Origin of the sequence: Methylobacterium platani, assembly GCF_001653715.1 — a bacterium.
Taxonomy (GTDB): domain Bacteria; phylum Pseudomonadota; class Alphaproteobacteria; order Rhizobiales; family Beijerinckiaceae; genus Methylobacterium; species Methylobacterium platani.
In genome coordinates, this window is record NZ_LWHQ01000050.1 from 1 (window position 1) to 6927 (window position 6927).

6 protein-coding genes are annotated in these 6927 nt (G+C 74.5%); 5 read left to right on the forward strand and 1 reads right to left on the reverse strand.

The features are described 5' to 3' along the window. On the forward strand, nt 1-211 hold a 211-nt coding region (locus tag A5481_RS24775; protein ID WP_197514236.1), incomplete at its 5' end, for a MucR family transcriptional regulator. Nucleotides 212-507: 296 nt separating this feature from the next. On the opposite strand, the gene A5481_RS24780 is transcribed toward A5481_RS24775, so the two are convergent. Beyond that, the gene (locus A5481_RS24780; protein WP_048432944.1) at nt 508-855 is read right to left on the reverse strand and encodes a DUF6481 family protein; all 348 of its coding nucleotides are present in this window, start codon (nt 853-855) and stop codon (nt 508-510) included. A 281-nt stretch (nt 856-1136) separates the two neighbouring features. On the opposite strand from A5481_RS24780, the gene A5481_RS24785 reads away from it, so the two are divergent. The 4 genes from A5481_RS24785 to A5481_RS24800 form a co-directional block, all read left to right on the forward strand. Further along, entirely contained in the window at nt 1137-2183 is a 1047-nt protein-coding gene (locus A5481_RS24785; protein WP_048432945.1) for an HD domain-containing phosphohydrolase, read from the forward strand. A 1-nt stretch (nt 2184) separates the two neighbouring features. Then, nucleotides 2185-5139 carry a hybrid sensor histidine kinase/response regulator gene (locus tag A5481_RS24790; RefSeq protein ID WP_156311775.1) on the forward strand — a complete coding sequence of 985 codons (2955 nt, stop codon included), beginning with the start codon at nt 2185-2187 and terminating at the stop codon, nt 5137-5139. Between the two features lie 101 nt (nt 5140-5240). Beyond that, complete coding sequence (locus A5481_RS24795) at nt 5241-6224, forward strand: cation diffusion facilitator family transporter (RefSeq protein WP_048432946.1); 984 nt, start codon at nt 5241-5243, stop codon at nt 6222-6224. A gap of 461 nt (nt 6225-6685) precedes the next feature. Further along, a partial coding sequence (locus A5481_RS24800; RefSeq protein WP_197514237.1) for a MucR family transcriptional regulator occupies nt 6686-6927 on the forward strand: 242 nt, incomplete at its 3' end.

Here is a 6927-nt window from a genome sequence, read left to right on the forward strand (position 1 = left end):
CCCCGACCAGTACCGCCAGAAGTGGGGCCTGCCGCACGACTACCCGATGGTCGCCGCGACCTACGCCGCCCAGCGCTCCGAACTCGCCAAGAATCTCGGTCTCGGCCAGATCCGGCGCGACCGCGCCGCCGCGGCCCGCCTCGCGGCCGAGGGCGGGAGCGAGGGCGACAAGGCGCCGGCCCGTCGCGGCCGTCCGCGCAAGGGAGAGTGACGCCGTCCCGCGCGGCGGAAGCCGCAGGCTCCCCGGGCGACGGCGAGGCCGACATCCGCGCCGGCGCTCCACCGGCGCGCCCGACGCTGGGCAACCGGATGTCGCGGGAGGCGGGCGAGGACCCGCCGACGGGAGGAGGGCGGCCGCCCGCCTCCCGCGTGCCTGTGCGGGTCCGCCTGCCCGGCCGCGACCGGCGGGGCGAGCGCCCGACACGCAGAAACCCCCGCCAGAGCCCGCGGCACGAGGGCCGCAGGGTCCCGACGGGGGCCGAAGAGACCGGTCCGGGGGACCGTATCCTACTTGCGGCGCGCCTTGCGGGCGGCGTAGCGGGCGTCGCGGGCCGCCTTGCGCTCGACCTCCAGGGCCGCCTCGCGCTCGGCCGCCTCGGCCGCCTCGCGCTCGGCGAGGGCCTTGGCCTCGGCCGCCTCGGCGGCGGCGCGCTCGGTCTCGGCCTGCTTGGCGGCCTCGCGCTCCGCGGTGCGGGCGGCGCGGGCCTCGGCGATCTTCTGGCGCTCCGCCAGCCGGGCCTGGACCTCGGGGTCGTCGGCGGCGGGCCGGGCCTTGAATCTCTCCAGCAGGGCCTTCTTCGCGTCCGCGGACGTGCTCCGCCGGTCGTTGAAGTTCTGGTCCTTGAAGCCGGCCATCGTGTTGGTCTCGTCTGTCCTGCGTGCGAAGGCGCGCCTGTCGCTCAGGCCGCGCCGGGATCCGTGCTGGGTTGCCGGGCATCCGCTCCGGGAGCAAGGCGCCCTCGCACGTGCTCTAGCGCCGCCGGCGTCCGGTTTCAAAGCGAAAGACGCCGCGGAGGGCCCGGCGACCACCGGAACCTCGCCCGATCGGGCGGAATTGCCGGGACCCGGAGAGTGAGTTGTCAAGGTTTCCCCGCCACCATCGCGGGCCGTGGCGATGACCCGCCGGAGGAGACCTCATGCGTGCGATCGTCCTCGACGATGCGGAGCTCAACAACCTCCTGATGCTCGAGGCCCTGCGCCCGATCCCGGATTGCCGCCCCCGGAGCTTCACGCGGCCGGAGGAGGCCCTGGCTTACGCGGCGGCTCACGCCGACGAGATCGGCGTCGTGCTGACCGACTACGAGATGCCGGGCATGGACGGCCTCGCGGTGATCCGGGCCCTGCGGGCGCTGCCGGGCTTCGCCCACGTGCCGATCGTGATGGTGACGAGCTTCGACCAGCGCGCCCTGCGCCGCTCCGCCCTGGAGGCGGGGGCCACCGATTTCGTCAACAAGCCCTGCGACCCGGTCGAGATCCGGGCCCGCGTCACCAACCTCATGGCGCTCAGCCGCGCATACCGGGCCGAGCGGGCGCAGGGTGCGCGGCTCGCAGCCGAGGTCGCCGCCGCGGTGGCCCTGGTCGAGGCGCGCGAGCGCGAGATCGTCACGGTGCTGATGCGCGCGGCCGAGCATCGCGACAGCGACACCGGCGACCACGTCGCCCGGGTGGCGAACTACACCGCGCTGATCGCCGAGGCGCTCGGGCTGCCGCCCGGGCAGTGCCGGCTGATCACCCTGGCCTCGACGATGCACGACGTCGGCAAGATCGCGATCCCCGACGCGATCCTGCTCAAGCCCGGCCCGCTGACCCCCGAGGAGCGCCGGGAGATGGAGCGCCACGCCGAGCGCGGTGCCCGCATCCTGGCCAACAGCTCCTCCGACGTGGTGCGGCTGGCGGCCGAGATCGCGGTGAGTCACCACGAGCGCTGGGACGGGACCGGCTATCCCCACGGCCTCGCCGGCGCCGCGATCCCGCTCCCCGGCCGCATCGTCGCGGTCGCCGACGTGTTCGACGCCCTGACCAGCAACCGGCCCTACAAGCGCGCCTGGACGCTCGAGGCGGCCCACGCCTTCCTGCAGCGGGAGGCCGGGGCACATTTCGATCCCGCGGTGGTCGCGGCCTTCCTGTCGCGCTGGGACACGGTCGCCGCCCTGGTCGACCGGGCCGCGGACCGGGCCGCCTGAGATGCGGGACGCCACGGACGGGACGGACGCCCCGGGGCAGAACCGCGACCTGCGCGCCCGGCTGATCGGCGCGCCGGACGCCCCCGCCGGGACGGAGGCGGAGCGCGGCGAGGACGCCCCTGCCGCCCGGAGCGACCGCCCGTCGCGCCGCCCCCGCCTGCGGCGCGGGGACGGCGGCCGGTCGCGGGAGCCGGCCCCGTCCGCACCGTCCCCGTCCGCCGCGGCGCCCCCCAGGCCGTCGCGGGCGACGGGCAGCCTCGCGGACCGGCTCGGCCGCGCGGTGCTCGGCGCGGTGGTCGTCGCGATCGCGGCCGGCACGGCCCTCGCGGCCTGGTCCGAGGTCGATCGCTACGGCTCCGACACGCGCCGGACACTCAAGGGGCTCGCCGCGGTCTTCGCCTCCGCCGCCGCCGGGGCGGCGGCCGCGGACGATGCCGCCGGGGCCCACGCGGCCCTGCGCGCCATCGCGCGCCTGGACGGCATCGTCTATGCCGGGCTGACCCGCCCGGACGGCTCGGCGCTCGCCGAGCAGGGCACCGGCCTGCGGCTCGCCGACGACCTCGACCTCGACCAGGACGGCCTCACGCCGCTCGCCCTCGTCCTCGCCCACACCGTCAAGGTCAGCGTGCCGGTGGTGGAGAATGCCCGCACCGTCGGGCGGGTGACCCTGATCGCCGGCACCGCCGACCTCGTCGAGCGCCTGTGGCGGGTGGTGCTCAACGCCCTGACGGCGGCGCTCCTCGCCATGGCGATCGGCCTCGCGGTGGCGTTGCGCGTCGGCCGCACCCTGACCCGGCCGCTGACCGCGCTCGCCCGCACGATGGACGCGGTGCGCGAGAACCACGACTATGCCCGCCGCGTCGCCCTGCCGCCCGGGGACGCCGCCTCCGGCGACGAGGTCGGGCGGCTGGCGACGAGCTTCAACGGCCTCCTCGACGCGGTGCGCGAGCGCGACCACCGCCTCGTCGAGCACCAGGGCCGCCTGGAGCAGGAGGTGAGCGACCGCACCCACGACCTCAGCGAGGCGAAGGAGGCCGCGGAGGCGGCCAACAGCGCCAAGTCGTCGTTCCTGGCGACGATGAGCCACGAGATCCGCACGCCGATGAACGGCATGCTGGTGATGGCCGAGCTCCTCGCCGCCGCCGAGCTGCCGCCGCGCCAGCGCCGCTACGCCGAGGTGATCGCCCGCTCCGGGCAGAGCCTGCTCGCGATCATCAACGACATCCTCGACTTCGCGAAGGTCGAGGCCGGCAAGCTGACCCTGGAGCGCATCCCCGTCGATCCGGCCGAGGTCGCCGACACCGTCGTCACCCTGTTCGGCGAGCGCGCCCGGGCCAAGGGGCTCGACCTCGCGGCGATCGTCGCGCCGGACGTGCCGCGCGCGATCGCCGGCGACCCGGTGCGGCTCGGCCAGATCCTCGGCAACTTCGTCAACAACGCCCTCAAGTTCACCGAATCGGGCCACGTCCTGGTGCGGATCGAGCCCCGCGACGGGGGCGGCACCCTGCGCCTGAGCGTGACCGACACCGGCATCGGCATCCCGGCCGCGACCCTGCCGACGATCTTCTCCGCCTTCTCGCAGGCCGACGGCTCGACGACCCGGCGCTTCGGCGGCACCGGCCTCGGCCTGTCGATCGCCGAGCGCCTCGTCGCCGCCATGGGCGGGCGGATCGGGGTCGAGAGTGAGGTCGGCGCCGGCTCGACCTTCTGGGCCGAGATCCCGCTGGAGATCCCGCTCGGGATCCTGGCCGCGGCCGAGCCGGTGCGGCGCGCGCCGGGGATCGTCCCGGCGGTGCAGATCGCGGTCGCCGGCGCGGCGACCCGCGCCGGCCTCGTCGAAAGCCTCCTCGCTGCGGGCTTCCGGCCCGGCGAGGCGGGGGAGGGCGCGCATCACCTCGTCGAGGCCGGCGACCTCGCCCGGGCCGGGCGCCGTCCGGCCGGCGCCGGCCGTGTCCTGGCGCTCGCGCCGATGGGCGATCCGAGCGGGGCCGCGGTCCTCTCCTCCGGCCTTGCCGACGCCCTGCTGCGCTGGCCCCTGGCGCAGGGCGAGTGGCGGCCGGCCCTGGCGGCGCTCGCCGGCGGCGGGACCTTCGCGGGGGTCGGGGCCGAGGCCGGCCCGGTCGCGGCCCTGCCGCGCTTCCCCTCCGCCCGGGTGCTGGTGGCGGACGACAACCCGGTCAACCGCGAGGTCGCGGTCGAGGCGCTCGGCCGCCTCGGCGTGACCCGCGTCGCGACCGTGGAGGACGGCCTGCGCGCGCTCGACGCCGTCCGCGAGGGCACGTTCGACCTGATCCTGATGGACGGCAGCATGCCGGTCCTCGACGGCTTCGACGCCGCCCGGGCGATCCGGCAATGGGAGGCGGCCGAGGGGCGTCCCCGCACCTTCATCGCGGCGGCGACCGCCCACGTCGTCGGCACCGCCGCCGAGGCGTGGCGCGAGGCCGGGATGGACGGGATGCTCGCCAAGCCCTTCACCCTGGCCGACCTCGCCCGCACCCTCGCGGCGGCCCTCGGCGAGGCGGGCGCGGCACGGGCGGATACGGAGACGGAGGCGGGAGCGATCCCCGCGGCGGCCCCGGCCGCCGCGCTCCTCGATCCCGACACCCTGGCCGGCCTCGCCGAGATGGCGGAAGGCGCCGGGTCGGCCTTCGCCGAGCGGGTGCTCGGGCTGTTCACCGCGCACGCCCCCGACGGCCTGGCGGCCCTGCGGGCGGCGGCCGACGCCGAGGCCGCCGGGCGGGCGGCCCACGGGCTCAAGTCGATGAGCCTCAATGTCGGCGCCGCCGCGCTCGCCGGCCGCCTGCGCGACATCGAGCACGCGGCGCGGGTCGAGGGACGGGTCCCCGACGCGGCCGCCCTGGCGCCGCTCGACGACCTGCTCGCCGCGAGCATCGCGGCCCTGCACGGGCATTTCGGCCTCCCGGCGCCCGAACTCCTCTTGCGCGCCGCCGCCTGATCGCCGCGCGAGATCGCCGCAGGAATCCGGACCCATCCGGCCTCCCGCGGCGTTAGCCTCGGTCAGCCACGGCCACGCTCGCCGGGCAGCGGGAGACCATTATGGCCCACGAGAGCAGCGGCGCGATCTACACCGCCGCCGGCGCGAACCTGGCGATCGCCGTGGCGAAGTTCACCGGCGCCTTCTTCACCGGCAGCAGCGCGATGCTGGCCGAGGGCGTCCACTCGGTGGTCGACACCGCCAACCAGATCCTGCTGCTCGTTGGCCTGAAGCGGGCGGCCAGGCCGGCGGATGCGCGCTTCCCGTTCGGCTACGGCCGCGAGGTCTACTTCTACGCCTTCCTGGTGGCCCTGCTGATCTTCCTCGGCGGCGGCGCCTTCGCGGTCTACGAGGGCATCCACAAGCTGCAGCACCCCGAGCCCGCCGCCGACGCGGTGATCCTCGGCCGCACCATCCCGGGCTTCGTCGTCAACCTCGCGATCCTCGGCTTCGCGGTGCTCGCCGAGGGCTATTCCTGCTTCGTCGCCCTCAAGGCGTTCTGGGGCGAGAAGGGCAAGCTCCCGCCGGTCACCGCGATCCGCCGCAGCAAGGACCCGGCCCTGTTCACGGTGCTGGTCGAGGACGTGGCGGCCCTGACCGGCCTCGTCGTGGCGCTCTCCGGGGTGATCCTGGCGGAGATGCTCGAGAAGCCCGCCTTCGACGGCGTCGCCTCGATCGCGATCGGCCTGATCCTGATCGGCATGGCGATCTTCCTGATGATCGAGACCCACGGCCTGCTCGTCGGCGAGGCGGCGGAGCCGGAACTGGTCGCCGGCCTGCACGAGATCGTGCGCTCCGAGCCCGGCGTGCATCACGTCAACGAGGTGCTGACGCAGCATCTCGGGCCCGCGGACGTCCTGGTCAATGTCAGCCTCGACATCGACGACGCGCTCTCGGGCGGCGAGGTCGAGGGGCTGGTCGGCCGCCTGGAGACCCGGATGAAGGCCCTGAGCCCCAAGGTCCGCCGGGTCTTCGTCGAGATCCAGGCGCGCCACGACTCACTCGCGCGGCGGCAAGGCCGGGAGCAGCCCGCGCCGGCGGCCTGACCCTGCCGCCTCCTGTCCCCCTTCCGGGTGGCGCGGCCGTCGCCGGCAACCCGCCGGCGACAGACCAGCGCTACTCCGGCCCGCTCCGGCACTCCACCGTCCCTAGCTTTTTATGCAATTATCGGCGACGTTAGATCAAAAATTACAACCTTGAGTATATTGAGTTTGGTTGTATCGCGCTGGAATCCACAAGAACTACCTGATTTTATCGCCACGTTGCTGCTACTAGCTTGCGAACGCGCATGAGACTTGCCACGAAGTCTGAGGGATCGGGCGACCGCCCGCGCGTCGTACGCACGTGACGGCCCCGGCGAGGAACGAACCCCGACAGGAACGAGGCCGAAGACGACCTTATTCCCGAGAAGACCAAGCCCACAGAAGACCGAGAGGCGGCGCGAAGCCGAGCCGGCCCGCTCCACAGCCTCCGTCGTCCACCTCACTCTCGAAGCGGAAGCCTCATCATGTCAGACGTGGATATTCACGATCAGGAGCCGGGCGAACTCGTGATGCTCACGGCCGATATCGTATCGGCCTACGTGTCGAAGAACTCGGTTCCGGTCGGGGATCTCGGCAGCCTGATCGCCGCCGTGCACGCCTCGCTCGAGCGCGTCGCCGCCCCCCCGGCGCCCGAGCCCGAGAAGCCGACGCCGCCGGTCCCGATCCGCAAGACCGTCACGCCCGACTACATCATCAGCCTCGAGGA

Coding starts and splice junctions, on each gene's coding strand:
- A5481_RS24795 (WP_048432946.1), top strand. CDS start 5,241: ATGGCCCACGAGAGCAGCGGCGCGATCTACACCGCCGCCGGCGCGAAC.
- A5481_RS24780 (WP_048432944.1), bottom strand. CDS start 855: ATGGCCGGCTTCAAGGACCAGAACTTCAACGACCGGCGGAGCACGTCC.
- A5481_RS24790 (WP_156311775.1), top strand. CDS start 2,185: ATGCGGGACGCCACGGACGGGACGGACGCCCCGGGGCAGAACCGCGAC.
- A5481_RS24785 (WP_048432945.1), top strand. CDS start 1,137: ATGCGTGCGATCGTCCTCGACGATGCGGAGCTCAACAACCTCCTGATG.